This window comes from Mycobacterium sp. 4858 (assembly GCF_900240975.1).
GTDB lineage: Bacteria > Actinomycetota > Actinomycetes > Mycobacteriales > Mycobacteriaceae > Mycobacterium.
Window position 1 is genome coordinate 1,211,739 of record NZ_LT968775.1, and the last position, 25,043, is coordinate 1,236,781.

The following is a 25,043-nucleotide window of genomic DNA, read 5'->3' on the forward strand; positions in this document are numbered from 1 at the left end:
AACTCCGAACGGCCCGGATGCCCGGGGCTGCCGCAGAATCATGGTTATGACCAGACGCCGCAGCATCCGGATCGCCCGCCGCTGCGGCGGCGTGATCGGCGCGATGGCGATCCTGATCGCATCGCCGGTGCGGGCGGACGAGACGAGCCCACTCCACGAATTGGTCGACGCCGCGGCGCAGCGGTTACAGATCGCCGAGCCGGTGGCCGCCTTCAAGTGGACCACCCACGGGGCGATCGAAGACCAGGTCCGCGTCCGGCAAGAACTCGCGAACATGGCCGCCCAGGCCTCCGCCCGGCAGATCGATCCGGATTACGTCACCCGGATCTTCGGCGACCAGATCAGCGCTACCGAGGGCATCGAATACGCCCGGTTCGCGGATTGGAAGCTCGACCCCGCGGCAGCCCCCACCGGGGCGGAGGATCTGTCGGCGTCGCGATCGTCGATCGACGCACTGAATCAGGCGATGCTGTCCCAGGTGGTGGCCCAGTGGGGCCCGCTGCACTCGCCGGCATGTCCCGGGCAGCTCGACCTCGCCAGCCGCGAGGTCATCGGCGCGCGTCGGCTCGACGGTCTCCATCAACGGGCGCTGGCGTTAGCGACTCGGTCATATTGCCAGCAATAATTTAGTTTTTCCTCATCGCTTTCTAACACTTTCTTTCGCCTTCGCAATACGCGCATATCCGCAGATAGAAGGCCAATCTCGTGGCATTTTCGAATAGGTAACGCTTTGGCCACGGCGGCCGAAATCCAGGACATGAAAATTCTCTGCAAGCCTCTCGTCAAGTCCCTGGCGGTCGGCGGGTTCGTTGCAGCGTTGATAGCTTCGTCCACCGGTGTGGCCACCTCGGCCCCCACCCCCAACTGGGATGCGATCGCCCAGTGCGAATCCGGTGGCAACTGGCACGCCAACACCGGAAACGGCGAATACGGTGGGCTCCAATTCAAACCGGGCACTTGGGAACGCTACGGCGGTGTCGGCAACCCGGCCGCCGCATCCAGGGAACAGCAAATCGCCGTAGCCAACCGGGTTTTCGCCGACCAGGGTGTGGAGGCATGGCCCAAGTGCGGCGCCGCCTCGGGCCTGCCGATCGGCTGGTACTCGCACCCCGCGCAGGGCATCAAGGAGATCATCAACGGGCTGATCCAGGCGGCGGCCCCACGCTGACGATCAACCGCCGTCGCGGTCTATGACCGGACGGCAAGCTGTGTTTGGATCAGGCCATGGAAGGTTCGGCGACTGTTCACATGGCGGCGCCCGCGGACAAGATCTGGAATCTGATCGCGAACGTCGGCAATATCGGACGGTTCTCCCCCGAAGTGTTCGAGGCCGAGTGGCTGGGCGACGCGAATGGCCCCGCTCTCGGCGCCAAATTCCGCGGTCACGTGCGGCGTAACGAGATCGGCCCGGTGTATTGGACGACGTGCGGGGTCACCGCCTGTGATCCCGGCCGCGAATTCGGCTTCGCGGTGCTGCTCGGCGATCGGGCAGTCAACAACTGGCACTACCGATTGGCGCCCAGCGGCGGCGGCACGGACGTCACCGAATCGTTCCGGCTCAACCCGGCGCCGTGGCTGGGCATCTACTGGTTGTTCGGCGGTTTTCTGCGCAAGCGGCGCAACATCCGCGACATGACGAAAACGCTGAACCGCATCAAAGATGTGGTCGAAGCGGACTGACGCCGTGAAATCGATCTTCATCACCGGCGCGGGGAGCGGCATGGGCCGGGAGGGCGCAAAGCTGTTCCACGCCAAGGGGTGGCGTGTAGGCGCCGTGGATCGCAACGACGACGGTCTCACGACGCTGCGAGAAGAACTGGGCGACCGGCTGTGGACCCGCCGGGTTGACGTGACGGACAAGGCGGCGCTCGAGGGCGCCCTGGCCGACTTCTGCGCCGGCAACAGCGGCGGCGGGCTCGACATGATGTGGAACAACGCCGGCATCGGTGAATCCGGGTGGTTCGAGGACGTGCCGTACGAGGCCGCGATGCGCCTCGTCGACATCAATTACAAGGCGGTGCTCACCGGCGCCTACGCATCGTTGCCGTATCTGAAGAAGGCGCCGGGCAGCCTGATGTTCTCGACGTCGTCTTCGTCGGCGACCTACGGCATGCCGCGCCTGGCCGTGTATTCGTCGACCAAGCACGCGGTCAAAGGGCTGACAGAGGCGCTGAGCGTGGAATGGGGCCGGCACGGCGTCCGCGTCGCCGACGTCCTGCCGGGCCTGATCGACACCGCGATCCTGACCACGACGACCAACCACTCCGGCGACGGCGGCGCGCCGAGGACGGCGGAGGAACTGCGCGCCACCGCGCCCAAGAAGGGCCCGTTCCGGTTGATGCCGGCGAGCAGTGTGGCGGAAGCGGCGTGGCAGGCTTACCACCACCCGAAGCGGTTGCACTGGTACGTGCCCAAGGGCATTCGCCTGATCGACTTGTTCAAGGGCCTGAGCCCGGAGTTCGTACGACGCAGCATCGTCAAATCCCTACCCGCGCTGATGCCGAAGCGGCAGTGAAGGAGGTGAACCGGTGCGACACCGGTTACACGCGGTTGTTCTCGTCCTGATCGCCGGTGTCGGCGTCGCGGGTTGTGGCGCGGGGCCGACGGTACCCCGGAAGGCGGCCCGTCTGACCATCGACGGCGCCACCCACACGACGCGCCCGCCGGCGTGCAGCCAGAACCAGCAGTACCGCACCATCGACATCAAGGACCGCGACGGCGGCGTCGAGGCGGTGGTGTTGACCAGCGGTTACCGAGTGATGCCCCAGTGGGTGAAGATCCGCAACGTCGACGGGTTCACCGGGAGCTTCTGGGAAGGCGGGGTGGGCGACGCGCACGCCGATGTCACCAACGACGCGTACACGATCACCGGCAGCGCGTACGGCATCAACAGCAGCAACCCCGACAAAGTGGTGACGACCGAGTTCAAGATCATCGCCGAGTGCTGACCCGGCGGGGCGTCCGGGCCTAGGCTCGGTGACATCGATGCAGGGAGGCGCCCGGTGAAGGAACGATTGCACTGGTTGGCGATGCACGGTTTCATTCGGGGCGTCGCGACGGTCGGGGTTCGGCGGGGTGACCTGCACGCCAGGCTGATCGCCGATCCCGGGGTGGCCGCCAACCCGACGCCCTTCTACGACGAACTCCGCGCCGCGGGGCCGGTGGTCAAGGGCCGCGTCAGTTACCTGACGGCCGACCATGCGCTCGCCCACGAACTGCTGCGTTCCGACGACTTCCGCGTGCTGATGTTCGGTGCGAATCTGCCGCGCCCGTTGCGCTGGCTGGAGCGCCGCACCCGCGACGACCTGCTGCATCCGCTGCGCGCGCCGTCGCTGCTCGCCGTCGAGCCGCCAGACCACACCCGCTACCGCAAGACGGTCTCGGCGGTGTTCACTCCCCGGGCGGTCGCCGCGCTACGGGATCGTGTCGAGCAGACCGCCACGGGGCTGCTCGATCAGCTGGCCGCCGAGTCCGGCGCCTGCGACGTCGTAGACATCGTGGGGCGGTATTGCTCGCAGCTTCCGGTCGCGATCATCAGCGACATCCTCGGCGTACCCGAGCGCGAGCGGCGGCGCGTCTTGGAATTCGGTGAGCTCGCCGCGCCGAGCCTGGACATCGGGCTGACGTGGCAGCAGTACCGGCGTGTGCAGCGGGGACTCGCCGGCTTCAGCTCCTGGCTCGGGGAGCATCTGAGCCAGTTACGGCGCGCGCCGACCGACAACCTGATGAGCCAGCTGATTCAGATAGCCGAAAGCGGCTCGGCGGAAACGTATTTGGACGAGAACGAACTTCAGGCGATCGCCGGGCTGGTGTTGGCGGCCGGCTTCGAGACCACGGTCAACCTGCTGGGCAACGGGATCCGCATGCTGCTGGATGCTCCCGACCGCCTGGACACATTGCGCCAACGGCCCGACCTGTGGCCCAACGCCGTCGAGGAGATACTGCGGCTGGAGTCGCCGGTGCAGCTGACCGCGCGCATGGCGCGCGGCGACGTCGAGCTGGCCGGCGAGCGACTGCAGCGCGGCGACCTGGTGCTCGTCTATCTGGCCGCCGCCAACCGTGACCCGTCGGTCTTCGACGAACCGCACCGCTTCGACATCGAACGACCCAACGCGGGAAGGCATCTCGCGTTCTCCGGCGGTCGGCACTTCTGTCTGGGCGCGGCGCTGGCGCGCGCCGAGGGCGAGGTCGGGCTCCGGACGTTCTTCGAACGGTTTCCCGAGGTGCGCGCGGCGGGTGCGGGAAGCAGGCGCGACACGCGTGTACTGCGGGGCTGGTCGTCTCTGCCGGTGGCGCTGGGGCCGGCGCGGTCGATGGCCCGCGTGGACGGCTAGGGCTTCCCGCCGAGGGAATCGCCGCGCCACCGAAAAGCGAAGAGCGCGAGAATGATCGCCGTCGGCAGGGCGCCCGCCGCGAAGATCGCCAACTGCCAGACCCACCCGAGCGCCTTGCTGGCCAGGCCTTCGCTGTGGATCACCTCGTCACCGGCCGGCGTCCTGGCCGCGCAGCCGCGGGTCTTCGCCCACCACTCGTCGCGCGTCAGCCGGTAGCCGTTGGCGGCCACCCAGTCGCGACAATCCTGGCTGGTGCCCCAGTATCCGTAAGCGATGGCCCCGCATATGCCGGCCAGCATCGCGGCCGCGGCGATCGCGATCAGCATCTTTGCCCGTCCGCTCATGGATCTCATCATTCAGGGTCTGGCGGGTGTTGACACCCGTGCGGTTACCGAGTTTATTTGCGCTATGACAGAAACCTCTATGATCTCGGTCGAGGGCGCCGTACTCGGGTTGTGGCGGGCGCTTTCGCGCCGGGACTGGGACGCGGTCAAGACGTTCCTGTCCGATGACTGCCTGTACGTCGACATGCCGGTGCCCGCGCTGTCGGCGCGCGGACCGGAAGACATCGTCCAGCGGCTCAAGATGGGTCTCGAGCCGCTGGCGGGCTACGAGAACCACGACGGCGTGCTGGTGTCCAACGGTTCCGACGTGATGTACGAGCATTCCGAGACCTGGACGTTCACCTCAGGCGAGCAAGGCGTGCTGCGATTCGTGACCGTCCACAAGGTCGCCGCGCAAGACGGCGAGGCCAAGATCACCGTCTGGAAAGACTATTGGGACATGAACAGCCTGGTGGCCTTCGCTCCCCCGAACCACTTCGAGAACCTCGCGAACGCGGACACCAGCTGGGTATTCGACGCGTCAGACCTGGTCTGACCCGGCGTCATCGGGCGTCAGAGCCGGTAGAGTCCGGCGGCGTTGTCGTGGGCGATCCAGTCGACCACCCGGATGGCGTCGCGCTCGCTCCAATCGTCGTCGGCTACGAAACCGTCCAGCACGCGATGAATTGCCTTGCGCCACAGGAGCGCACCGAGGAAGTGGAGTTCCGCGGGGCCGAACCCGTCCGACGAGTAGAGGATTTTGCGGAAGGGCGCCAGCTCGAGTAGTCGGGCCACGAACGCCGGTGAGCGCGCTCCGAGCTGGTTCACGCTCAATCCGCCGTCGACGTAGACGTTGTTGAAGGCCTGCGCCAGATACCCGGCCTCACGCTCGTAGGGGTAGCAGTGCAACAACACGATCGGGGTGCCCCCCGACTGCCGCAGGAAGTCGAGCAGCAGCAGCGGGTTGGCCTTATGCAGGTCGCAGTCCCGGTCGCCGAGGCCGACGTGGAACTGCAGGGGCTTGCCCAACCGCAGCGCCCGGTGCAACCCGAAACGCAGCAGCACCCGGTCCCGTAACCGGGTGCCGCCGCTCTCGCGCCACCGGTCCGCGGCCTCGGCGACCTGCGCGGCCGGCGGCTCGCTCAGGTCGCCGTCAAACCCTCCCCGGTAGGCCAGGATCGACTTCGTGCCGACCGCTGTCGCCGCACGCCGCTGCAAAATGTCGTCGAACGCCGCGGCGTAGTCACCGGGCGCGCGCGCGGCCTGTTCGGCCACCTCCTCGAGGCGAACGATCTCGTGGGCGCGACCGCCGGACAGTTCGCCCATGCCGGCCGGGCCGGCGGTGTCGGCGCCGATGCCCGTGTCCACCAGCCAGTCGCTCACTCCCGCGGCCGGCAGGAACATGCGGGCCAGTTCGGTCTCGCTGAACCCGCTGCGGCGCTCCCAATACGATTGCGGATCAACGTGTTTGGGCAGGCCCAGGATGGTCCCGCAGTGGGCGCGCACCGCAAAGCCGAGTTGGGAGTCGAAACCCGGGCCCGTGATCGGTTCGGTGTTCGCCTCGTTGAGCGCGTTCTCGAATCGTGGCAAGTCCCCCGCCGCCAACCAGCAACCGTGGACGTGTTGATCGATCAGCCTCACTTCGCCGATGTGCTGGGCCAGGGCGTCGGACGTCATCGCGGGGCCCGTCACAGGCTCCAGGCCATCCGGAACTTGTCCGCCAGTTGCTCGGTGTCGAGGTCGCCGTACCGCTCGCGTTCCAGGCGGCGGACCGCAACCACCATGTCGACCGACGGGTCGCCCAAAATGCTCCGCAGGAGGTCCGAACGGTCCAGTGCGGCATTCACTTCGGCCTGTCCCCGGTGCAGGCTCACGATGCCGTCGCGATCGCGCTCGGAATCGGACAGGGAAGCCGGGTCGGTGGTGATCTCCGGTGGCAGCGGGGCTTGGCGGTTGATCCCATCCAGGGCCAGCCCCAGGATCGCCGCCGACGCCAGGTAGGGGTTCGCGGACGGGTCGATGATCTTCACCTCGACGTTTCCGCCGCGCGGGTTCGCGGGCCCACCCGCGATGAATCGCACCGCCGCCTCGCGGTTCTCGGTTCCCCAGCACGCGTACGCCCCGGCCCAATTGCCGGGCTGCATGCGCAAGCCGGACACGATCGACCCGCACAGCACGCCCTGCGCCGCGGGCAGTCCCGCAACCACCCCCGCGACCGCGCTCTCCCCCGCGGCCGTCATGCCCCGGGTGCCCGAACCGTCGGAGAACAGCGGCCCCTCCGGCATGGTCAGCGAAAAATGTTGGTGTGCACCGGATCCCACGCCGCCAGCGAAGGGTGCGGGTGACAGGCTGATGCGAAGCCCGTGGCGGCGGGCCACGCGCCCGATGATGAGCCGCAACAGCACCAGCTGGTCGGCCGCGGCCACCGGGGCTTGTGGCGCCAGGGAGAGCTCGAACTGGTTGGCACCGTACTCGGGATGGAACTGCTCGATCGCGATGCCCGCCGCGGCCGCCGACCGGGTGACCTCACGGACGAACGCCTCGTGCTCCAGCACGCCGGCGAGGCCGTATTGCGCCCACAACGTCGACGGGAGGCGGCCGCCGTCGGGGGTGACCAGAAGGAATTCGACCTCGTGGCCGACGATCGCCTCGATCCCGGCCTCGGACAGGGCGGTCTCGATCCGGCTCAGCGTGCCGCGGGCGCAGGCGGGGACGGGCGCGCCGTCCTGGGCGAAGAACGCGGCCGGCGCCCACGCGAGCCCGTCGCCAATGATGCGCAGGGCCGCCAGGTCGATGCGGAGGCGTTGGTCGCCGATCACGCCGGCATCGGGGGTGAAGGCGATGCCGCTCTGGTCGATCGCGAACGCGTGCCACGACGGGCTGGCGCCGAGGCCGGGATCGGCGAACGCGTTCGTCCGCCGGATCGGAACGGTCTTGGCCAGGGTGAGCCCGGCGGGGTTCACGACGGTGCCGACCACGGTGTCGACGCCCTGGGCCTCCAGCTCGGCGACCGAGGCGGCGGCAAGCGGTGTGCCGGTCATGGCAGTCATTGTGCAGGGTCGCGATGCCCCGGCTCGCGAATTCAGTTCTGCCGGGGCGTCAATTCGGTGACGAACCGATCGAGGAAGCCGTCCACCGGCGCGCCGCCCGCCGGGCGAATGACGAACTTGGTCAGTCCCGCGTCGATGTAGGCGTCCAGCTGGCGGTGCAGCTGGTCCCAGCCGGCGGCGATCAGCTCGGCGGGATCGACGTCGGGACGGCGCGCGCGGGCCGCCGCGGCCAACGCGGCGGGCAACTCGTCGGACCCGTCCGCCACGGCCAGTGAGATCCCGAAGTGATCGGGGTCTATCCGCCGGCCCGCGTGCTCAGCCGCGCGTTCGATCGCCTCCCGGCCCGCCCGCGCCTCCGCCGGCGTCAGGAAGCTACCCAGCCAACCGTCGGCCAGCGCGCCGATGCGCCGGAACGCCGGCGGCGCCGAGCCGCCCAGCCAGAGGTCGAGCGGGGGGTCCGGCCTGGGCTTGACCGCGGCCCCGCTGAAGCTGAAATACCGGCCGCTGTAGCTGGCCGAATCCTCGACCAGCACCGAGCGCAGCACCTGTAGTGACTCGTCGAACACCGCGGCCCGTTCCCCGTCGGGGACCACGAACACCTCGCGCTCGGCCGGCAAGGCCGACCGCAGGCCGAACACGGGAAGGACGCGCTTCGGCGCCAGGGACGCCAACGATGCCAGTTGTTTGGCCACCAGGACCGGATGCCGCCCCGGGAGCACGGCCACCGAGGTGCCGACCTTTAACCGGGTGGTCCGGGCCAGCGCGTAGGCCATCCCGACCGCCGGATCGACCGCCGGGGTGTACACCAGCTCGGAGAACCACAGCGAGTCGACCCCGCTGGCCTCGAGGTGATCGACGATGGGCGCCAATCGATCTGGAGCGGTGTCCGGGCCCAGGCCGACGCCGAAGCGAATCTTCACCCGTGGAGCAACACCGCGGTGCCGCGGTTTGTGCCCGCGGCGAGAGCGGCTATGCGCGACTCGGGATGGTCAGCTTGCAGGCTTGGCCGATGTCGAGGGTCCGCAACACGCGACCCATGCCGACCCACAGCGCGCACGACAGGGCCAAGTCGGCCAGCAGCTCGTCGGAGAAGTGTTCGGAGCACCGGCTCCAGAAGTCCTCGTCGTCGCGCAGGGCGGTGTGCTCGGTGGCGAAGCGGTCGGCAAACTCGGCCGCCAGCCGCTCCTGTTCGCTGTAGCCAGGCCAGGTGCGCCACTGCAGGGCGTGGTCGTACAACTCCTCGTCGACGCCGGCCGCGGGCCCGTCTTCGTCGCGGGTGTTGACGCAGACGACGCATTCGTTGCGGTGCGCGATCACGGCGCGCGCCAGTTCGCGGGTGCGCAGCGGCAGCCGGTTCTTGGTATAGACCGCGTTGCTGAACCCGCCGAGCGCGCCGCCGATGTCGGGGGACTTCACAAACCAGCCGGCCAGGTCGTCGTCAGCAAATGTTCCGATTCGGCTCATGGCGTGATGGTACGCCCGCACCACCAGTTTCAGGGTGTGGGCATCGGGATCTTCGTGGTGGGTCGGTCGTCGCTCCAGTCCCGTTGCGCGAGAACGCGGCCCGCGACTCGATTCAACGCCGCCTCCACCACGCGACGATCCGGTCGTCCGTCGAATCCCGGTGAGCGGGCAAGCTTGTCGACCAGCCAGCCCACCAGCAGCGAGTGCACGTAGTCCACCTGCTGGGCCCCCGCGGGTGTCAGCCACAGGTGGTCGCCGTCGCCGCGGGCGTATCCGGTGGCGATCAGCCGCGAGAAGGTGGGCTCCAGGACCTCGAACGGTATCCGTAGGTACTCGGCGATGTCGGTGAGCCGGGCCGTGCCATACATCTGCTCGTAGCGGTTGATGCGCAACACGCCCCACAATCCGGCCACGTCGAGTCGGCAGTCGGGTCGCATGGCGATGCTGCGCAATCGCATGCCGGGCACACCGCGCAGCATGCGTTCGCCCGCACCCTCCAGCATCTGATCCGGGGTCTCGGTGTTCGGCATGCCGAACGCGTCGCCGAGATCAATTGTGCTGTCGTGCATTTCCCGCAAGGGGACCTCCCGCAGGAACAACGCCAGGACGAATCCCGCCAGCGCGACCGGAACCGCCCAGAGGAATACGTGGGTGAGCGACTCGGAGTAGGCGGCGACGATCGGCGCGGCCGCCTGGCGGGGCAACCGGTGCAACGCCTCCGGTGACGCGGCGGCCGCGGCCGGCGCGCGGCTGGCCGCCATCGCCGGGCCGATCCGGTTGTGCAGGAAGTTCGTGAACAGTGAACCGAAGATGGCGGCGCCGAACGAGCTGCCGATCGTGCGGAAGAAGGTGACGCCGGAGGTCGCGACGCCGAGGTCGTCGAAGCCCACGGTGTTCTGCACGATCAGGACAAGGGTCTGCATGCACATCCCGATCCCGGCGCCGAGGATGACGAGGAACAGCGATTGAACGAACACCGATGTCGACGGGTCCATCCGCGACATCAGAAAGAACGCCACCGCCATGACGGCGGTGCCGGCGACGGGGAAGAGCTTGTATCTGCCCGTGCGCCCGACGATGACACCACTGCCCATCGAGGTGGCCAGCATCCCGATCACCATCGGCAACGTGCGCAGGCCCGACGTGGTGGCCGAGACGCCGTCGACGAACTGCATGTACGTCGGCAGGAACGTCAGGGCGCCCAGCATCGCGAAACCGACCACGAAGGATAGGACGCAGCACACCGTGAACACCGGACTGCCGAACAGCCGGGTCGGCAGGATCGGCGCGGCGGCGCGGCTTTCCACCCAGGCGAAGACGCACAACGCGATCACCGAGCCGACGAACAGGCCGATGATCGTGGGCGATCCCCACGGGTAGGTGGTCCCGCCCCAGCTGGTGGCCAGTGTCAGCCCGGCGGCGCCCAGGCCGACGAACACGATGCCGATGTAGTCGATGACCGGTTTGGTGCGGTCGGACAGCGCCGGGATGGCGGCGGCCGCCACGAAAAAGACCACGACCGAGATGGGGACGTTGATCCAGAACGCCCAGCGCCAGGTGAAGTGGTCGGTGAAGTAGCCGCCGAGCAAGGGGCCGATCACGGTCGTGACGCCGAACACTGCGCCCATCGCGCCCTGGTAGCGGCCGCGGTCCCGCAGCGGGATCACCTCACCGATCAGCGCCATGGCGGTCACCATGAGCCCGCCGCCGCCGATGCCCTGCAGCGCGCGTGCGGCGACCAGCATGCCCATCGAGCTCGAGAGCCCACACAGCACCGATCCGGCGATGAAGAAGACGACGGCCGCCTGGAACACCCGCTTGCGGCCGAACAGGTCACCGAACTTGCCGACGAGGGCGGTGGCGATGGTCGAGGCCAGCAGGTAGCTGGTGACCACCCACGATTGATGGCCTGCGCCACCAAGATTGGCGACGATGGTGGGCAGCGCGGTCGCCACGATCGTCTGGTCCAACGCGGCCATCAGCATGCCGAGCAGGACCGCAACGAAGATGAAATTGCGCCGTTGCGGGTCGACCGCGACATCCTTGGGCCCGGAATCCGAAGCGCGGCCGGCCGGAGCCGGCGCTGGTGTCGCCCTCGTCATGCCCGCCTTCCCACGGATTTCGATGGTATTGAGTGCCCACGGTCAACCCGTGGCAACCAAAACCGCGAAAGGCGTGCGCGGCGTTAGCTCGGCGGCCTCGAGACGCACTGCGCCGAGTAGAGCTCCACGCCGAGCTTGTCCATCAGCTCCAGCTGCGTCTCGAGGTAATCGATGTGCTTCTCCTCGTCCGCCACGATCTCTTCCAGCAAGTTGGCGCTCGTGGTGTCCTGCTTCTCGCGGCACATGATGATGCCGGGCTTGAGCCGGTCCATCACCTCGTACTCGATGGCCAGGTCGGCCTCGAACTGTTCGCGCAGGGTCTGGCCGATGCGCAGCGAGAAGAGCCGCTGGTAGTTGGGCAACCCGTCGAGCAGCAGAATGCGGTCGGTGATCGCGTCGGCGTGCCGCATCTCATCGAAGGACTCGGCCCGGGTGTGCTCGGCGAGCTCGGTGAAGCCCCAGTTGTCCTGCATTTTGGAATGCAGGAAATATTGGTTGATCGCGGTGAGCTCGCCGGTCAGCTGCTCGTTGAGCAAGCGCAAAACATCCGGATCCCCTTGCATGATCACTCCCCTGCGGTGACGTGTAATCGGTGGTCATTCTCGGTGCCCGGCCGGGTGCGCTGGGCGCACACGCCGTGGCGGGCCGTACCCGCACTTTGCCACGGCGGGTTGCAATCTGCCAGCAAGGTATGGCTGTGCTCAGAGTGTGTCGCGCGCAACCTAGGGGGCCGATGTTGCTGGCGGGTAAGGTTAGACTGCGCTAACGAACTTAGGTTAGACTCAACTAATACTGGGTCTCGGTTCGGTACTTTTCCGGCCACCCCGATGACACGGGATGCCGAGAAGGAGGACGAAGTGCGCGCGGTTGGCCACGCCGTCGACGAGGGGAACGCCGCCCGCATGCGGGGGACGCGCTGATGTACGTGTGCCTGTGTGTCGGCGTGACCAACCACACGGTGTCCGAGTTGGTCGCGCGCGGCGCCTCCACCTCCAAAGAGGTCGCCGCCGCGTGTGGCGCCGGGGGCGACTGCGGACGCTGCAAGAGGACGCTGCGGGCGATCATCGCCGCGTCGGCGAATCTGGAGACCGCCCCGTCGCATTGAGACGCCGCCCGCTCAGCGGGCGTTGTTGAAGTCCGCCAGGGCCGCGGCGTTGGCCTGTGCACCCATCAGTTCGGCGAAGTGAGCGTTCTCCCGCGCGCTGGCCGCAGCGATCTCCGGGCGGAGCGGTTCCATCATCGTGTGCTTGACCGCCATCAAGCTCGAAATCGGTCGCCCGGCAAGGACTTCCGCGTGACGACGGGCTTCGGGCAACAGATCGTCGGGATCGCAGACCCGCCAGACCAGGCCCATTCGCAACGCCTCGTCGGCGTCCACCCATTCCGACGACATCAACAGCCAGGCTGCGTTCTGCCGGCCGACCAGCTGTGGCAGCAGATAGGACGAGGCCGCCTCCGGTGCCACGCCCAGGCTGGTGAACGGGCACTTCAGGCGGGCCGTCGACGACATGAAGGCCAGGTCGGCGTAGCCCAGGATCGTGGCACCGATGCCGACCCCGACGCCATTGACCGCGCAGATGAGCGGCTTGGGGAACGCGCTGAGGGCATCGATCAGCCCGGGGAAGCCGTGCCGGCCCGGGGTGAATTCCGGATCGGTGATGCGGGCCTGCATTTCGGCGAGGTCGGTACCGGCACTGAAGCCGCGGCCCGCCCCGGTCAGCAGCACCACGGCGACCTCGGGATCCTCGGCCGCGGCCAGCAGCGCGTCCGCGGTGGCGTCGTAGAGGGCTTCGTTGAATGCGTTCAGCGCCTCGGGCCGGTTCAGCGTGAGGGTGCGCACCCGCTTGTCGTCATCGATCTGCAGCGTCACCGCTGCAGCCTAACGAGGTCAGCCGTTGCTGTAGACGCGGGTGGGCTCGATCAATACGACGGCCCGCCGCTCCCGGGCCATGACGCGGTCGTAGGTGTCCCAGTCGTCGTGGGTGCCGCCCGCTGCGGTGAAAACCTCGCGGAGCAACAGCCGCAGCTGGTCGTCGGTGGTCAGCCAGGGCTGCGTGTCGTCGGGGCCGGCCAGTTCCGCGCGGCCCTCGACGGTCGCCCACCGCCATCCGTTGCGGAAGGTGACCGCCAGCTGCGGGCGTTCCCGCAGGTTGGCCAACTTGACCTTGCCGTAGGTGGTGAAGCCCAAGACCTCCCGACCGTTCTCCGGGTGTGCGAGCAGGCCGACGTTGACCAGCGAAGCCTGCACCGTCGCGTCGGCACGGACGGTGGACACCACCGCCAGCCCGTTTTCCGCCGCGGCCAGGGCGACGGCGTCGCGCAGTGTTGTCATGTGGGTTCCTCGATGAATGGTGTCTTGAAGACGTAGCGGCTGGTGGGCACGGTGTCGATGTTCTCGTTGGCGCCGAATGCCGTGGTGCTGGCGACCATTCGGCCCAACCGGTCTTGCAGGTCCTTGTCGTCGGCGGCACCGAAGAACGCCTTGAGATCGGTGATCGCCTCCGCGGGGAACAACTCTTCGACGATGCCCGCGATTCCCGGCGCGTCCGGGGTGAGGGCGCGAACCACCCAGTTCTGGGTGTAGCCGAAGGTGGACTGGGTCTCGATGGCCACCGGGGTGTGGTCGTGCTGCCACCGGTTCAGCCAACTGTCCCGGTCCAGGCCGGCCGGCCGGCGCAGCAGCGCGATGTTGGCCAAACCCGTTGTGCGAGCGCTTGATTCGGTTACCGGCGCCTTCAGCGGGACCGACTCCGTCACCAGGTACGCGGCAAACTGCTCGCATTCGGCCTCGAGCAGCGTGAGAGCCGCCGCCATCTGCTCGCCGTAGCACTGTTGGGTCCACACGCTCACCAGCGCTGCGACCGGCGGATCCAGCGTCGTCAGCGTCATCAGCGAATGGCGCACCGCGTCGTCGCGGACGTTGACCGACAGCCCCGGCAGACCCAGCGCCAACAGGGCGTCGGCGACGGGGCCCCGCTGGCGGGCGCACCACTGTTCGTCCGAATCGGAACGCATGAGCACGGCGATGACCTTTTCCATAGGCAGAACCTACCCGCCGGCTGGACGGCCTGGGCCGGGCTATTTGACCAGCCGCACCTGGTGTTCGCCGCTGATCAGGGTGCCGATGGTCTGCGCCAGCTGCCGGTAGGACTCGTCGCGGCCGCTGGACGAGCGGTACACCAGGCCGATGCGCCGTCCGGGTCGCGGCGCGGCGAACTGCGCCAGGCCGAGGCGGCTGCGCGTCGCCTCGACCGGTACCGCGCTCTGCGGAATGAGCGTGACCCCCAGCCCGCCGGTCACGCATTGGACGGCGGTGGCCAACGAGGCCGCGCGGGTGTTGGCCAGCTCCGCTCGAACGCCCGCCTTGTGGCACACCTCCAGGGCCTGATCGCGCAGGCAGTGCCCCTCTTCCAGCAGCAGCAAGGGCAGGTCGGCCAATGCCGTGGTCGGCACCCGCCGTTTTCCCGACAGCGGGTGTCCGGGCGGCAGCGCGAGGACGAAGTCCTCGTCGTAGATCGGGATCGCGGTGACGCCGCCGGCGTCGGCGGGCAGCGCGATCAGCGCCGCGTCCAGCGCCCCTTCCCGCAGCACCGTCAACAGCCGTTCGGTCTGGTCTTCCGTCACCCGCAATGTCATCCCGGGAAATTGCTCGGCGAGGCCGGCCAGCACGGTCGGCAGGACGTAGGGCGCCACCGTCGGGATCAGCCCGAGCCGCATGCCGGCCTGCAGTGGGTCGGACGAGCCGGCGGCGGCGGCGGAGAACGCATCCACCGCCTCGATCACGGCCTGGGCCCGCGGCAGCAGCTCCGCACCCTCGGCCGTCAAGAGGACACGCCGGGTCGAGCGTTCGATGAGCCGGGTGCCGAGCCCGGCCTCCAGCGCCGCCAGCGCCTGCGACAACGTGGACTGGCTGACGCCGAGAGTGGTTGCGGCGCCGCTGAACTGACGCTTTTCGGCGATGGCGACGAACGCGCGGAGCCCGGCGATCGTGGGCTGATAAATCTTATCGGGCATACCGATAAGTATAGTGGGACATATCACCTTTACTTCAGCCAGGGCGAACGGCACTATAGGCAATGACCGCTAATCTTGAGTAAATCCAATAAGGAGCGACATGCCTCTGCTGACCATCGGTGACCAGTTCCCCGCCTACGAGCTCACCGCGCTGATCGCGGGCGACCTGTCCAAGGTCGACGCCCAACAGCCCGAGGACTACTTCACCACCGTGACCAACGAGGACTACGAGGGCAAGTGGCGCGTTGTCTTCTTCTGGCCCAAGGACTTCACTTTCGTGTGCCCGACCGAGATTGCCGCGTTCGGCAAGCTCAACGACGAGTTCGCCGACCGCGACGCGCAGGTCCTGGGCGTGTCGATCGACAGCGAATTCGTGCACTTCAACTGGCGCGCCCAGCACGAGGACCTGAAGAAGTTGCCGTTCCCCATGCTCTCGGACATCAAGCGTGAGCTGAGCCTGGCCACCGGCGTCCTCAACGCCGACGGCGTGGCCGACCGCGCGACCTTCATCGTGGACCCCAACAACGAGATCCAATTCGTCTCGGTCACCGCCGGTTCCGTGGGACGCAACGTGGAGGAAGTGCTGCGGGTCCTGGACGCGCTGCAGTCCGACGAGCTGTGCGCCTGCAACTGGCGCAAGGGCGACCCGACGCTGAACGCCACGGAGCTGCTCAAGGCCTCGGCCTAGTCACCTAAGGTCTGATGAGGAGGCGAGATGAGCGTAGAGAATCTCAAAGAGGCACTGCCTGAGTACGCCAAGGACCTCAAGCTCAACCTGGGCTCGATCACGCGCACGACCGAGCTCAACGAGGAACAGCTGTGGGGCACCCTGCTGGCTACCGCCGCGGCGACGCGAAACACCCAGGTGATCAGCGAGATCGGTGCCGAGGCGGCCGACATCCTGTCCGCCGAGGCATACACCGCGGCGCTGGGGGCCGCATCGATCATGGCCATGAACAACGTGTTCTACCGTGGCCGGGGCTTCCTCGACGGCAAGTACGACGACCTGCGCGCGGGCTTGAGGATGAACATCATCGCCAATCCCGGCGTGGCGAAGGCGAACTTCGAGCTGTGGTGTTTCGCGGTCTCGGCGATCAACGGATGCCCGGACTGCGTGGCCTCCCACGAGCACACGCTGCGCGAGGCGGGCGTGAGCCGGGAGACCATCCACGAGGCGCTGAAGGCCGCCGCGATCGTCTCCGGTGTGGCGCAAGCGCTCGCCGCCTCCCAGACGCCGGCCACCGTCGGCTGACGCAGTGACGGCACCAGCCTGGGTAGAGCACGCGATCTGGTGGCAGGTCTACCCACTGGGGTTCGTCGGCGCCTTTCCCGCGTCGTCGGAGCCGCCGCAGCCGGACCAACACCGGCTGCGGCGGCTCGTCGACTGGTTCGACCACGCCATCGCGCTGGGCGCCTCGGGCGTCGCGCTGGGACCGATCTTCGCCTCGCGCACACACGGTTACGACACCACCGACCATTACCGCATCGATCCCCGGCTCGGTGACGACGACGATTTCGACCATCTCGTCGCCGAGGCCCGCCGCCGCGGCCTGCGCATCCTGCTCGACGGCGTTTTCAATCACGTCGGTCTCGATTTCCCCCGCTACCGCGAGGCGCCGACCGACGAGGCGGCCGCGCGCTGGTTTCGCGGGCGCCCCGGCCGTTTTCACACGTTCGAGGGCCACGCGGAGCTGATCACGCTCAATCACGACAATCCCGACGTGGTCGACTACACCGTCGACGTGATGACGCACTGGCTGCAGCGGGGCGCCGACGGGTGGCGCCTCGACGCCGCTTACACTGTGCCAGAAAGGTTTTGGGCGTCCACGCTGCCGCGGGTGCGCGAGCGGTTCCCGGACTCCTGGTTCGTCGGCGAGCTCATCCACGGTGACTACGCCGCGGTGGTGCGGGCGGCCACGTTCGACTCGGCCACCCAGTACGAGTTGTGGAAGGCGATCTGGAGCAGCCTCAACGACGGCAACTTCTTCGAGCTGGACTGGGCGTTGCAGCGACACGGCGAGTTCCTGGCCGGTTTCGCCCCGCTCACCTTCATCGGCAACCACGACGTCACCCGCATCGCGAGCCGGCTGGATCGCCCCGAGCACGTGGCGCACGCGCTGTTGATCCTGCTGACCGTCGGCGGCGTGCCCAGCATTTACGCCGGCGACGAGCTGGGATTCCGCGGCGTGAAAGAGGAACGTTACGGCGGCGACGACGCGGTTCGGCCCGAGTTCTCCTCTCCCCCACTGAAATTGGACGCCTTCGGGGCGCAGGTGTGGGCGTTGCACCAGTTCCTCGTGGGGCTGCGTCGCAGGCACCCGTGGTTGCACCGGGCGACGACCAGCCCGGTGCGGTTGCAAAACCGGCACTACGTGTACGAGACCCGCAGCGGGGACGACGCGCTGCTGGTCGCGCTGAACATCGACGACGAGCCGCTGAGCCTGGCGCTGCCGGAGGTGGGCACGGCCCAATGGAAGGTCATCGGGGGATCGGCGGCGCCGCCCCAAGAGGTGGTGGACACGCTGGTCGTGGAACCGCACGGCTGGCGGATTCTAGGCCCCGCCTAGGCGCGCCAGGGTCAGCTGATCCTGCCGGCCGTCGTAGTACTTGTCCAGAACCGCAAGGAAATCCTCGTTATCGTCGGTCGCGCGCGCAAAGAGCGTCATCGACGAGCGCAGCTTGAGGTCGTCGGGCGAGCCGAAGATGTCCCTCACCGATTTGCCGTGGACCTCGTTGACCAGTCGGGCGCACTCGTGCAAGCGCGGCCCGAGCACCTCGTGCCGCAGGTATGCGCGGGCCTCGTCGAGCGACGAGATGCCGTAGTGCACCGCCGTTGGGCTGCCGCCCAGGCCGCGTAACTGCGGGAAGACGAACCACATCCAGTGACTGCGCTTGCGCCCGGCGCGCAGCTCTTCGACCACGTTGCGGTACACCGGGCCCTGCGCCTCGACGAAGCGCTCGAGGCCGAACGGGTCGCTGTCCGCTTGCATGTGACTACGGTTGCACACTGTGGAATCCAAAGGACGGAAGGCCGCCAAACGACGAGTGCCCAAGGTGCGCGATCTCGCGCCGCTGATCAAGTTCAAGCGGCCGCAGTTCGACGCGACCAAGCGCCGCCTCGACACCGCGTACACCATCGACGATTTGCGGCGCATCGCCCGACGGCGCACGCCCAGGGCGGCGTTCGACTACACCGACGGCGCGGCCGAGGACGAGCTGTCCATCGCACGCGCCCGACAAGCGTTCCGCGACATCGAGTTTCACCCGACCATCCTGCGCGACGTCACCAACGTCACCGCCGGCTGGAACGTGCTGGGTCAACCGGTGGTCCTGCCGTTCGGCATCGCGCCCACCGGCTTCACCCGGTTGATGCACACCGAGGGCGAGATCGCGGGCGCGGCGGCGGCGGCCAAGGCCGGTATCCCCTTCTCGCTGTCCACGCTCGGCACCTGCTCGATCGAGGACCTGGTGACCGCTGTGCCGCAGGGCCGGAAGTGGTTTCAGCTGTACATGTGGCGCGACCGCGAGCGGTCGATGGCGCTGGTGCGGCGGGCGGCCGACGCGGGTTTCGACACCCTGCTGGCCACCGTCGACGTCCCGGTCTCCGGCGCCCGGCTGCGCGACAACCGCAACGGCATGACGATCCCGCCGACGCTGACCCTGCGCACAGTGCTCGATGCGGTCCCGCATCCGAAATGGTGGTTCGACCTGTTGACCACCGAGCCGCTGGCATTCGCGTCGCTGGACCGCTGGCCGGGGACGGTCGCCGAGTACCTGAGCACCATGTTCGACCCGAGCCTCACCTTCGACGACCTGGAGTGGATCAAGGCCCAGTGGCCGGGCAAGTTGGTTGTCAAGGGCATCCAGACGCTCGACGACGCCCGCGCCGTCGTCGACCGCGGTGTCGACGGCATCGTGTTGTCGAATCACGGCGGGCGCCAGCTGGATCGGGCCCCGGTGCCCTTTCACCTGTTGCCATCGGTCGCCCGGGAGGTCGGCGAGCACACCGAGATCCTGCTGGACACCGGCATCATGTCGGGCGCCGACATCGTGGCGGCCATCGCGCTGGGCGCGCGCTGCACGCTTGTCGGCCGGGCCTACCTGTACGGCCTGATGGCCGGCGGCGAGGCCGGCGTCACCCGCGCGATCGACATCCTGGCCGAAGGCGTGATCCGGACCATGCGGCTGCTGGGCGTCACCTGTCTCGAAGAGCTGTCGCCCAAACACGTGACGCAACTGCGGCGGCTGGGGCCGATTTCGCCAGCGTGACGCTGGCCGCACACTCGGCACCGGATGTGAGCCCGGCCGCACACTCGTGACGGCCTCACTCCCCGGGAACAAACGGGCCCCGGCCTGGGTTGAGCGCATCAGACTCAGTTTTGGAGGATTGATGGCTGAAGCCAAATCAATGCCGGTGCTGTTCGTCACCGACACCATCGTGTTGCCCGGCATGGTCGTGCCGATCGCGCTCGACGAGGCCGCGCGGGCGGCGATCGACGCCGCCCAGGCGAGCGAATCCGGGCAGCTGCTGATCGCGCCCCGGCTGGACGACCGCTACCCGTCGCACGGCGTGATCGCCAAGATCTTGCAGGTGGGACGCATCGCGGGCGGCGGCACCGCGGCCGTCGTGCGCGGTGAGCGCAGGGCGCAGATCGGGACCGGCGCGTCCGGGCCCGGAGCTGCGCTGTGGGTCGAGGTGACCGAGGTCCCCGAGGTCGAGACGACGGACGAAATCAAGGCGCTGACCGCCGAGTACAAGAAGCTGCTGCTGGCCATGCTGCAACGGCGCGAGGCCTGGGAGATCGTCGACTACGTCAACAGGCTGACCGACCCCTCGGCGCTGGCGGACACCTCCGGCTACGCGTCCTACCTGTCCAGCGAGCAGAAGCGGCAACTGGTCGAGACCGAGGATGTCGCCGAGCGGCTGCGCGTCCTGATCGACTGGACCAGCGACCACCTGGCCGAGGTCGAGGTCAACGACAAGATCGCCGAGGACGTCCGCGAGGGCATGGAGAAGACCCAGAAGGAGTTCCTGCTGCGCCAGCAGCTGGCCGCCATCCGCAAGGAGCTCGGCGAGGGCGAACCCGACGGATCCGACGATTACCGCGCCCGCGTCGAGGCCGCCGACCTGCCCGAGAAGGTGCGCGAGGCCGCACTGCGCGAGGTCGGCAAGCTGGAACGCTCCAGCGACCAGAGCCCGGAGAGCGGCTGGATCCGCACCTGGCTGGATACCGTGCTCGACCTGCCCTGGAACGCGCGGACCGAGGACTCGACGGACCTGAAAGCCGCGCGCGGCGTCCTGGACGCCGACCACCACGGGCTGGACGACGTGAAGGACCGCATCGTCGAATACCTGGCCGTGCGGGCGCGCCGCGCCCAACGCGGCCTGCAGGTCGTCGGCGGCCGCGGCTCCGGCGCGGTGATGGTGCTGGCCGGTCCCCCCGGCGTCGGCAAGACGTCACTGGGCGAGAGCGTCGCCCGGGCCCTGGGCCGCAAGTTCGTGCGCGTCGCCCTGGGCGGTGTGCGAGACGAGGCCGAGATCCGCGGGCACCGGCGCACCTATGTGGGCGCGTTGCCGGGCCGGATCGTGCGGGCCATCGGCGAGGCCGGGTCGATGAACCCCGTCGTGCTGCTGGACGAAATCGACAAGGTCGGCTCCGACTACCGGGGTGACCCTTCGGCCGCCCTGCTGGAGGTCTTGGACCCGGCGCAGAACCACACGTTCCGCGACCACTACCTGGACCTGGACCTGGACCTGTCCGACGTCGTGTTCCTGGCCACCGCCAACGTGATCGAGAACATCCCGTCGGCCCTGCTGGACCGCATGGAACTGGTGCAGATCGACGGTTACACCGAGGATGACAAGGTGGCGATCGCCCGCGACTACCTGCTGCCCCGGCAGCGGGAACGCGCGGCGCTCACCGACGACGAAGTCACGCTGACGGACGCGGCGCTGCGCAAGATCGCCGCGGACTACACCCGCGAGCCCGGGGTCCGGCAGTTCGAGCGGCTACTGGCCAAGGCGCTGCGCAAGGTGACCACCAAGCTGGCGGACGACAGTGGGCCGATCACCGTCGACGAGCCGGACCTCGTCGAGTACCTGGGCCGCCCGCGGTTCACCCCCGAGTCGGCCGAGCGCACGGCGGTGCCGGGCGTGGCCACCGGTCTGGCCGTCACCGGCCTGGGCGGTGATGTGCTCTACATCGAAGCCGGCGCCACGGACGGTGAGCCTGGACTACAGCTGACCGGTCAGCTGGGTGACGTGATGAAGGAGTCGGCGCAGATCGCGCTGTCCTATGTGCGCTCCCACGCCGCCGAGTTGGGTGTCGACCCCAAGGCCCTCGACCGGCGCATCCACGTGCACGTGCCCGCGGGCGCGGTGCCCAAGGACGGCCCGTCGGCCGGGGTCACCATGGTGACCGCCCTGGTGTCGATGGCGACCGGACGTCAGGTGCGCTCGGACGTCGGCATGACCGGCGAGGTCACGCTGAACGGGCGGGTGCTGCCGATCGGCGGCGTGAAGCAGAAGCTGCTGGCGGCGCAACGGGCCGGCCTCTCAACGGTGTTCATCCCGGCGCGCAACGAGCCCGACCTGGATGACGTGCCCGCCGAGGTGCTCGACGCGCTGGACGTGCGGCCGATGACCGACGTCGCCGACATCGTCGCGCAGGCGCTAGAACCCGTGACGCAGACCGCCACAGTCGCTGCGTGATCTGAGCCTGGCCGGGATGCGCGGCAGATTCGCTCGCATCCCGGCCAAGCGCGTCCGGCGTGCCGACCGGGCGGGTGTTACGCGCCCTCGAGGTTCCTGCGCCCCGCCCGGCTGAGCCCCCGGGTCCGCGATTCGTTGGACAACGGGGCCGACCTGCGTGGACGCAGCAAATAGGGCGCAGAGGTTTTCCGCATCGAGTCGCCGGGTATTGGGTGGTTGGAGGTTCGACTGCCCGCAAGGGCGATGGGGTGAGCGAATCACCAAGTCAATGGTTCAGCTGCGAAGGCAGCCAAACTGCTCGACAAGGGGATTCATCATGAAGTTGAACAGAATCGCAGCCGGCGCGGTCATGGCCGGCACCATCACGTCCGCGGCCTTCGGAATCGGCGCCGGGATGGCGCAGGCCGATCCGATTGGGCCGAACATTCCGGGACCGAACGTGCCCGGCCCGAACGTGCCGGGCGGCGACCGGGACGTGCCGGGCCCCGGCCAATATGTGCCGGGACAACCGATCTGCAACCCGGGTGCGCCGGGCGTCAACTGCAACGCGCCGGGCAGCCCACTTCCTCCGGGACACGACCGGACTCCGCCGCCGGGGCACTACAACGACCCGGTCCGCTACGGGCTCCCGGCCACCTGGGTTCCGCCAGTGGGTGACCCCGACGGGACCCAGCTTCCCGTCGTCTTCAACCCGCAGCTGGGTCAGTGGGGCGTTAACACGTCCACTGGTTTCCAGGTGTTCACGCCCGCGGGCGGGGCGTCTGGTTCAGGCCAGGTCAACGGCGGGATCAACCCCGGGACCTAAGACGGCATAACGAGGCGGCCGCCCCCCGCAAGGGGCGGCCGTTCTCTTTGCACGGTGACAGCGGCGGCGAGTTCGGCGTTGAATGGACCAGTGAGTCTCAAACGGCAAGTTGTCCACCGCGTGCAGCGTCTGCTCGTCAACCCGGTGGGCCGGCAGATGCCGGGGATCATCCTGGAAACCACCGGCCGCAAGAGCGGCAAGCCGCGGCGGACCGCCGTGGGCGGGCGCCTGGTCGGCAACGAATTCTGGATGGTCTCCGAACACGGCGAACACTCCGACTACGTCCACAACATCAAGGCCGATCCCGCGGTGCGGGTGCGTATCGGCGGTCGATGGCGCAACGGCACCGCGCATCTGCTGCCGGACGACGACCCCCTGGAGCGGCTCGGCAACCTGCCGCGCCTCAACAGCGCGGTGGTGCGCCTGATGGGCAGCGACCTGCTGACCATCCGGGTGGACTTGGACTGACGCCGGGCATGGCCTACGACGAGAAGCTGGCCGACGAAATCCGCGAGATCGTGGCCTCCGAGCGCGGCGTGGAAGAGAAACGCATGTTCGGTGGGCTCGCCTTTCTGGTCAACGGCAACATGTCCGTGGCCGTCAGCCGCCAGGGCGGCCTGCTGGTCCGGGTGCCGGCGGAGGACCTCGACAAGGTACTGCGGCGCGACCACGTCGGCCCGATGGTGATGGGGGGCCGTGATGTTCGCGGCTGGGTCCGGGTGGACGCCGCCGGGCTGCGCACCAGGCGTCAGCTCCAGGTCTGGGTAACCCGCGGCGTCGGATACGCGCGCGGCCTGCCCCCCAAGTGAGCCGGCGAGGTTGGCCGGTACCCGCCGCGGGTACGTGATCGGGTATGCCCGCAAGCGCGCAGCTGGTGCGACGGCTGCTTGACGTTGCAGGGACCACCTATGCCGCCGAGGCGCGAATCAAGCTCGCCGACAAGCCGATGCCACTGTTTCAGCTGCTGGTCATCTGCATGCTGGCCAGCAAGCCGATCGATGCCGCCATCGCCATGAGCGCCGGGCGCGAACTGTTCAAGGCGGGCTTGCGCACACCGAAGGCGGTGCTCGCCGCCGATCGGCAGACCATGATCGACGCCTTCGGCCGCGCCCATTACGTGCGCTACGACGAAAGCTCGGCCACCCGGCTCACCGAGATGGCCGAACGCGTGCGCGACGAGTATTCCGGCGACCTGCGGGGACTCGCCGACCGCAGTCAGCGCGACATCGCCGCCGCGAAACGTTTGCTGAAGCAATTCAAGGGAATTGGCGATACCGGCGCGGACATCTACCTGCGCGAGGTGCAGGATGTGTGGACCTGGGTGCGGCCCTACTTCGACGACCGCGCCACCAAGGCGGCCGGACAACTGGGTCTGCCCACGCAGCCGGCAAAGCTGGGAGCGCTTGCGCCGCAGGCCAACGCGCGGCTGGCCGCCGCGCTCATCAGGATGTCGCTGGACGACGACGTACGCAGGCAGGTGAGCGGTTGACCGCGCGGATCGGCACCTCCGGGTGGTCCTACAACCATTGGGCGGACGTGCTGTACGCGCCGGGCCTGCCCGCGGCGCGCCGGCTGGCCCGCTACGTCGAGGTGTTCGACACCGTCGAGCTGAACGCGAGTTTCTACCGTTGGCCGAAAGATTCGACCTTCGCCGGATGGCGCGAACAGCTGCCGGACGGCTTCAGGATGTCGGTCAAGGCGCACCGAGGGCTGACCCACTACCGCCGCCTGGCGTCCGCCGGGCCGTGGATCGAGCGCTTCGAGCGCTGCTGGGAACTGCTGGGTGACCGCAGCGGGGTGCTGCTCCTTCAGCTGCACCCCGAGCAGCAGCGCGACGACGCGCGCCTGGACGCCTTCCTTGACAGCATGCCGGCCTCGATCCGGGTGGCGGTCGAGCTGCGCCATCCGTCCTGGAACGACGCGGGGGTCTACGACCTGCTGGAACGCCGGCGCGCCGCCTACGTGGTGATGAGTGGCGCCGGGCTCGCCTGCGTCCCGCGGGCTACCACCGATCTGGTGTACGTCCGCATGCACGGCCCCGACCAGGACGCCATCTATGCCGGCAGTTACACCGACGACGAGTTGCGGTGCTGGGCCGACCGGATCGCCGCGTGGCGGGACGCCGGCAAGGACGTGTGGATGTATTTCAACAACGACCTGGGCGGACACGCGGTGCGCAATGCGCTGACGTTGCAACAACTTTTGCGGTGAGCCGCCCGAGTAGGCTGGGGATGTCGAC

At 68.3% G+C, this 25,043-nt stretch carries 30 protein-coding genes; 18 read left to right on the forward strand and 12 right to left on the reverse strand.

Features of this window, described 5'->3' with window-relative positions; translation table 11 throughout:
- The first annotated feature begins 40 nt into the window (after window positions 1-40).
- The 6 genes from C1737_RS05690 (at window position 41) to C1737_RS05715 (ending at window position 4,334) form a co-directional block, all read left to right on the forward strand.
- Complete coding sequence (locus C1737_RS05690) at window positions 41-625, forward strand: chorismate mutase (protein ID WP_068098194.1); 585 nt, start codon at window positions 41-43, stop codon at window positions 623-625.
- A gap of 105 nt (window positions 626-730) precedes the next feature.
- Complete coding sequence (gene rpfC, locus C1737_RS05695) at window positions 731-1,168, forward strand: resuscitation-promoting factor RpfC (protein WP_067924131.1); 438 nt, start codon at window positions 731-733, stop codon at window positions 1,166-1,168.
- A 38-nt stretch (window positions 1,169-1,206) separates the two neighbouring features.
- The gene (locus tag C1737_RS05700; RefSeq protein WP_197516430.1) at window positions 1,207-1,680 is read left to right on the forward strand and encodes an SRPBCC family protein; all 474 of its coding nucleotides are present in this window, start codon (window positions 1,207-1,209) and stop codon (window positions 1,678-1,680) included.
- Between the two features lie 4 nt (window positions 1,681-1,684).
- On the forward strand, window positions 1,685-2,515 hold the full coding sequence (locus C1737_RS05705) for an SDR family oxidoreductase (RefSeq protein WP_102417468.1): 831 nt from the start codon (window positions 1,685-1,687) through the stop codon (window positions 2,513-2,515).
- Window positions 2,516-2,528: 13 nt separating this feature from the next.
- Complete coding sequence (locus C1737_RS05710) at window positions 2,529-2,948, forward strand: lipoprotein LpqH (RefSeq protein ID WP_067924147.1); 420 nt, start codon at window positions 2,529-2,531, stop codon at window positions 2,946-2,948.
- Between the two features lie 54 nt (window positions 2,949-3,002).
- Window positions 3,003-4,334 (forward strand): cytochrome P450, encoded by a 1,332-nt coding sequence (locus C1737_RS05715; RefSeq protein WP_068098191.1) that lies wholly within the window; start codon window positions 3,003-3,005, stop codon window positions 4,332-4,334.
- Here the strand turns inward: C1737_RS05715 and C1737_RS05720 are convergent.
- Window positions 4,331-4,678: a hypothetical protein gene (locus tag C1737_RS05720; protein WP_142393428.1), complete on the reverse strand. Its 348-nt coding sequence runs from the start codon at window positions 4,676-4,678 to the stop codon at window positions 4,331-4,333. The genes C1737_RS05715 and C1737_RS05720 overlap by 4 nt on opposite strands.
- Window positions 4,679-4,757: 79 nt before the next feature.
- Here C1737_RS05720 and C1737_RS05725 point away from each other — a divergent pair, with 79 nt between their 5' ends.
- Complete coding sequence (locus C1737_RS05725; RefSeq protein WP_067924154.1) at window positions 4,758-5,213, forward strand: nuclear transport factor 2 family protein; 456 nt, start codon at window positions 4,758-4,760, stop codon at window positions 5,211-5,213.
- Window positions 5,214-5,230: 17 nt separating this feature from the next.
- On the opposite strand, the gene C1737_RS05730 is transcribed toward C1737_RS05725, so the two are convergent.
- The 6 genes from C1737_RS05730 to bfr form a co-directional block, all read right to left on the reverse strand.
- Window positions 5,231-6,334, reverse strand: a complete 1,104-nt coding sequence (locus C1737_RS05730; RefSeq protein ID WP_102417800.1) for an amidohydrolase family protein — start codon at window positions 6,332-6,334, stop codon at window positions 5,231-5,233.
- 11 nt (window positions 6,335-6,345) lie between these two features.
- Entirely contained in the window at window positions 6,346-7,698 is a 1,353-nt protein-coding gene (locus C1737_RS05735; protein WP_102417469.1) for a glutamine synthetase family protein, read from the reverse strand.
- Between the two features lie 41 nt (window positions 7,699-7,739).
- Window positions 7,740-8,627 carry a TIGR03854 family LLM class F420-dependent oxidoreductase gene (locus C1737_RS05740; RefSeq protein ID WP_102417470.1) on the reverse strand — a complete coding sequence of 296 codons (888 nt, stop codon included), beginning with the start codon at window positions 8,625-8,627 and terminating at the stop codon, window positions 7,740-7,742.
- Between the two features lie 49 nt (window positions 8,628-8,676).
- Window positions 8,677-9,171: a carboxymuconolactone decarboxylase family protein gene (locus C1737_RS05745; protein ID WP_067924171.1), complete on the reverse strand. Its 495-nt coding sequence runs from the start codon at window positions 9,169-9,171 to the stop codon at window positions 8,677-8,679.
- A gap of 29 nt (window positions 9,172-9,200) precedes the next feature.
- The gene (locus tag C1737_RS05750) at window positions 9,201-11,273 is read right to left on the reverse strand and encodes an MDR family MFS transporter (RefSeq protein ID WP_102417471.1); all 2,073 of its coding nucleotides are present in this window, start codon (window positions 11,271-11,273) and stop codon (window positions 9,201-9,203) included.
- 83 nt (window positions 11,274-11,356) lie between these two features.
- Entirely contained in the window at window positions 11,357-11,836 is a 480-nt protein-coding gene (gene bfr, locus C1737_RS05755) for a bacterioferritin (protein WP_102417801.1), read from the reverse strand.
- 356 nt (window positions 11,837-12,192) lie between these two features.
- On the opposite strand from bfr, the gene C1737_RS05760 reads away from it, so the two are divergent.
- On the forward strand, window positions 12,193-12,378 hold the full coding sequence (locus tag C1737_RS05760) for a bacterioferritin-associated ferredoxin (protein ID WP_067917277.1): 186 nt from the start codon (window positions 12,193-12,195) through the stop codon (window positions 12,376-12,378).
- A gap of 12 nt (window positions 12,379-12,390) precedes the next feature.
- On the opposite strand, the gene C1737_RS05765 is transcribed toward C1737_RS05760, so the two are convergent.
- From C1737_RS05765 to C1737_RS05780, 4 genes are read right to left on the reverse strand one after another with little or no spacing between them, the layout of a single operon-like run.
- Window positions 12,391-13,143 carry an enoyl-CoA hydratase/isomerase family protein gene (locus C1737_RS05765; RefSeq protein WP_067917279.1) on the reverse strand — a complete coding sequence of 251 codons (753 nt, stop codon included), beginning with the start codon at window positions 13,141-13,143 and terminating at the stop codon, window positions 12,391-12,393.
- 18 nt (window positions 13,144-13,161) lie between these two features.
- Entirely contained in the window at window positions 13,162-13,605 is a 444-nt protein-coding gene (locus C1737_RS05770) for a TIGR03618 family F420-dependent PPOX class oxidoreductase (protein WP_102417472.1), read from the reverse strand.
- Window positions 13,602-14,312: an EthD domain-containing protein gene (locus tag C1737_RS05775; protein WP_199182787.1), complete on the reverse strand. Its 711-nt coding sequence runs from the start codon at window positions 14,310-14,312 to the stop codon at window positions 13,602-13,604. The genes C1737_RS05770 and C1737_RS05775 overlap by 4 nt, the downstream gene beginning before the upstream one ends.
- Before the next feature lie 39 nt (window positions 14,313-14,351).
- Entirely contained in the window at window positions 14,352-15,287 is a 936-nt protein-coding gene (locus C1737_RS05780; protein ID WP_102417473.1) for a hydrogen peroxide-inducible genes activator, read from the reverse strand.
- Between the two features lie 100 nt (window positions 15,288-15,387).
- Here C1737_RS05780 and C1737_RS05785 point away from each other — a divergent pair, with 100 nt between their 5' ends.
- The 3 genes from C1737_RS05785 to C1737_RS05795 are packed head-to-tail and all read left to right on the forward strand — an operon-like array spanning window position 15,388 to window position 17,854.
- Window positions 15,388-15,975 carry a peroxiredoxin gene (locus C1737_RS05785; RefSeq protein WP_067925694.1) on the forward strand — a complete coding sequence of 196 codons (588 nt, stop codon included), beginning with the start codon at window positions 15,388-15,390 and terminating at the stop codon, window positions 15,973-15,975.
- A gap of 27 nt (window positions 15,976-16,002) precedes the next feature.
- Window positions 16,003-16,539: an alkyl hydroperoxide reductase gene (locus C1737_RS05790; RefSeq protein ID WP_067925697.1), complete on the forward strand. Its 537-nt coding sequence runs from the start codon at window positions 16,003-16,005 to the stop codon at window positions 16,537-16,539.
- A 4-nt stretch (window positions 16,540-16,543) separates the two neighbouring features.
- Entirely contained in the window at window positions 16,544-17,854 is a 1,311-nt protein-coding gene (locus tag C1737_RS05795) for an alpha-amylase family protein (protein ID WP_068093990.1), read from the forward strand.
- Here C1737_RS05795 and C1737_RS05800 read toward each other — a convergent pair.
- Window positions 17,840-18,277 (reverse strand): DUF1810 domain-containing protein, encoded by a 438-nt coding sequence (locus C1737_RS05800; RefSeq protein WP_067925703.1) that lies wholly within the window; start codon window positions 18,275-18,277, stop codon window positions 17,840-17,842. The two genes, C1737_RS05795 and C1737_RS05800, sit on opposite strands and share 15 nt — an antisense overlap.
- Window positions 18,278-18,296: 19 nt before the next feature.
- Here C1737_RS05800 and C1737_RS05805 point away from each other — a divergent pair, with 19 nt between their 5' ends.
- The 7 genes from C1737_RS05805 (at window position 18,297) to C1737_RS05835 (ending at window position 25,015) form a co-directional block, all read left to right on the forward strand.
- Window positions 18,297-19,556, forward strand: a complete 1,260-nt coding sequence (locus C1737_RS05805; RefSeq protein WP_102417474.1) for an alpha-hydroxy acid oxidase — start codon at window positions 18,297-18,299, stop codon at window positions 19,554-19,556.
- Window positions 19,557-19,677: 121 nt separating this feature from the next.
- Entirely contained in the window at window positions 19,678-21,999 is a 2,322-nt protein-coding gene (lon, locus tag C1737_RS05810) for an endopeptidase La (protein ID WP_102417475.1), read from the forward strand.
- Between the two features lie 316 nt (window positions 22,000-22,315).
- Complete coding sequence (locus C1737_RS27070) at window positions 22,316-22,804, forward strand: hypothetical protein (RefSeq protein WP_068093982.1); 489 nt, start codon at window positions 22,316-22,318, stop codon at window positions 22,802-22,804.
- 90 nt (window positions 22,805-22,894) lie between these two features.
- Entirely contained in the window at window positions 22,895-23,272 is a 378-nt protein-coding gene (locus tag C1737_RS05820) for a nitroreductase family deazaflavin-dependent oxidoreductase (RefSeq protein WP_369807504.1), read from the forward strand.
- An 8-nt stretch (window positions 23,273-23,280) separates the two neighbouring features.
- Window positions 23,281-23,613: a TfoX/Sxy family protein gene (locus tag C1737_RS05825; RefSeq protein ID WP_102417477.1), complete on the forward strand. Its 333-nt coding sequence runs from the start codon at window positions 23,281-23,283 to the stop codon at window positions 23,611-23,613.
- A gap of 44 nt (window positions 23,614-23,657) precedes the next feature.
- Window positions 23,658-24,293 carry an endonuclease gene (locus C1737_RS05830; protein ID WP_102417478.1) on the forward strand — a complete coding sequence of 212 codons (636 nt, stop codon included), beginning with the start codon at window positions 23,658-23,660 and terminating at the stop codon, window positions 24,291-24,293.
- Window positions 24,290-25,015, forward strand: coding sequence for a DUF72 domain-containing protein (locus tag C1737_RS05835; protein ID WP_102417479.1), 726 nt, complete (start codon window positions 24,290-24,292; stop codon window positions 25,013-25,015). The genes C1737_RS05830 and C1737_RS05835 overlap by 4 nt, the downstream gene beginning before the upstream one ends.
- Window positions 25,016-25,043: the final 28 nt, after the last annotated feature.